Raw genomic sequence first — 2,539 nt, 5'->3', positions numbered from 1 at the left:
GCTGTAGAAAGGAATCTACAGGTTCCTATCGAGGCTGCTATTGGCTGCTCAAAGCACTATCTCAAGAAGATATCTAAACCTGTTCCTTCGGAAGCCCGAGCTAGCATTGAAAGAATCTACGAACAACTCGCCATTACCACTCCTGAAATAAATGAAATGCGCGGCGCAATAGGCATGCGAAACGCCATCATTCATGACGACCTTAACCTTGATTGGAAAAAGTTAGAAGCCATACTTGCAAAGCAAAAATACTATAATGTGAAAGATTATATCAGCCTACTCTGTTCTGCACTTCTTAGCGAATAGCGCGTTTTTTTAATACCTTTTCTATGGCTACGTTACTCTCTTTAAGGAATACTTAAACCTACCCCTTCCCCCAATAATTCCCGTAGCGCCTGTTTTAAAGCCTTCTTCGCGTCATCATCACCATGAACAATTCTTATTTCTGAAGGTTTGGCTTTCATACCTTGTACAAAGTTCAGCAAGTCTTCCTGACCTGCATGCGCAGAGTAACCCGAGATCGTATGTACAGCGGCATTAATCGTATAGCGCTTACCCTCTAGCTCGACATAGCCATTTCGTGTCCCGTAAGTTTGAATATCTCGCCCTGCAGTTCCCTCAGCTTGATAACCTACAAACAGAATATCAGTACGCTTGTCTTCAATTAAAGCTTTAAGGTAATTAACAATACGCCCACCAGCACACATACCGCTAGCGGCGATCACTATCGCTGGGCGAGCCGTCTTTGCCAAATAATTCACTGTGTCGAGGTGAGTTTGATGATCATCTATCGTGAGTAAATTTTCAAATGACAGAGGGTGTCGACCCTCGGCTACCCGACTTTGAGCCTCTGCATCCCAAAAAGGTTTTAGTTGTCGGTAGGTATCAGTAAAGTCGTTGGCCAAAGGTGAGTCGACTATCACTTCAAGCTCAGCCCAATTCAGCGCCCCCTGATCGGCTTTATCTTTAAGCTCATAGATCAATGACTCAAGTTCATACAATAGCTCCTGAGTGCGGCCGATACTGAACGCAGGAATCAAGACCACACCTCTGTCTTGAACAGCACTCTCGATCACTGCCTTAAGTCGCTGCCGACGAGAGCGTCGATCTTCATGATTCTTATCGCCATAGGTGCTTTCAATCACCAAGGTTTCACATGCTTCGGGAGGCTTTGGCGCGGCTAACAAAGGAGAATGAGGAGCCCCTAAATCACCCGAGAAGACAAGCCGATGCACTTCACCCTCTTGACTCACACGACACTCAACATAAGCAGAACCAAGAATATGACCTGCTGGCTGTAAGCAAATATCTAAACCTTCAAAGACTGAATACAAATCACCATATTTGAGCGGCACAATACGCTGCTTAAGCACCGACATAAATTTTCGGATCATCTGCTTATTACGGGTGAAACCAATCTTCACCGCATCTTCCAGTACCAGTGGTAAAAGCACAGCCGACGGCTCAGAACAGTATATCGGCCCTTCAAAGCCAGCAGCGAGAAGATAAGGAATGCGCCCGACATGATCGATATGAACATGGGTCACGACAAGCGCTTTAATATGAGAAACTGGGAAGTCGATTTCAAGCTGGCTTTCACTCGACTGCCCAGAGGTCTCGGCCCCTTGAAACAATCCGCAATCAATCAGAATACCTTGTTGTTCAGAACTGTTTTTATCAGAAATGCGAAGCTCGTGACACGAACCCGTTACGCCATTCACCGCTCCGTGGTGTAGGATTTTCATGTGATATCCTTATCAATTAAGTTAAGGGAAGAATATCACAACGCTCGCGCTAGATTCCAACAGGATGGTTTCAATCGAGTCTGACCCCGTTGTCAGCTAAATATTGAACTATGTCAGGTGCCGCTGAGGATCTTGGCGACGATGTAATGCACGAATAATCTCCACCGTATCAGCTGTAACCCTGTAAAAGAGGGTATGGCTCTCAATAGGTAGGCTTCTGGTGCCAGCTAGAAGTTCAGAGCGATCAACTCCTATCATGGCTTGTTCAGTGAGAGTCCAAAAGTGTTCTTTTATATTTTCAAGGTAGCTATCAGACTGGGTTTTCCCCCATTGCCGCAACCCGTACTGATAGATGTTTTTTAAATCAGTTTTCGCAGCAGGGGCTATAACAAGGTGGCGTGTTGGCATGAAACTTAAGCCATAATATCATTGAACAATGAATCTAAAGAGGATTTTGATTTAATAGAAATACCTTCACCGCTATCTATCTGGCCGGTGCCAACTTTCAGTTGCTCGCGTAAACGAGCCAATTTCACTTCGTGGATCCAGTCCTCGTGCGTATCCATAAAGCGCAATGCTTCACGAATCACTTCGCTGGCATTATTGTATAAGCCACTTTCAACTTTGGCTTTAACGCGAGACTCTAGCTCGGCAGTCAGGGACACATGCATAATGGCCTCCAAGAGTAAAAATTTATAAATTTCATGCTAGGCAAAAATACAAGCATTGTCAATCTTTGTATTATGGTATAAAAGGGGTCGGTGACAATTAGTAATCATTCGCACTTGAGAGGT

4 protein-coding genes are annotated in these 2,539 nt (G+C 44.8%); 1 reads left to right on the top strand and 3 read right to left on the bottom strand.

All coding sequences use genetic code 11. The features are described 5' to 3' along the window. A partial coding sequence (locus A3757_RS19875) for a DUF86 domain-containing protein (protein WP_068740157.1) occupies positions 1-306 on the top strand: 306 nt, incomplete at its 5' end. A gap of 41 nt (positions 307-347) precedes the next feature. Here A3757_RS19875 and A3757_RS19870 read toward each other — a convergent pair. From A3757_RS19870 to A3757_RS19860, 3 genes are all read right to left on the bottom strand, one after another. Then, positions 348-1,745: an MBL fold metallo-hydrolase RNA specificity domain-containing protein gene (locus A3757_RS19870; RefSeq protein WP_068740155.1), complete on the bottom strand. Its 1,398-nt coding sequence runs from the start codon at positions 1,743-1,745 to the stop codon at positions 348-350. Between the two features lie 108 nt (positions 1,746-1,853). Further along, positions 1,854-2,153 (bottom strand): type II toxin-antitoxin system RelE/ParE family toxin, encoded by a 300-nt coding sequence (locus A3757_RS19865; RefSeq protein ID WP_068740153.1) that lies wholly within the window; start codon positions 2,151-2,153, stop codon positions 1,854-1,856. A gap of 5 nt (positions 2,154-2,158) precedes the next feature. Continuing rightward, on the bottom strand, positions 2,159-2,416 hold the full coding sequence (locus A3757_RS19860) for a type II toxin-antitoxin system ParD family antitoxin (RefSeq protein ID WP_068553791.1): 258 nt from the start codon (positions 2,414-2,416) through the stop codon (positions 2,159-2,161). Between the last annotated feature and the right edge of the window lie 123 nt (positions 2,417-2,539).

The sequence above is a fragment of the Oleiphilus sp. HI0117 genome, from assembly GCF_001635235.1.
The sequence above is the reverse complement of the archived record's forward strand: the minus strand, read 5'-3'. Positions and strand labels throughout refer to the sequence as shown.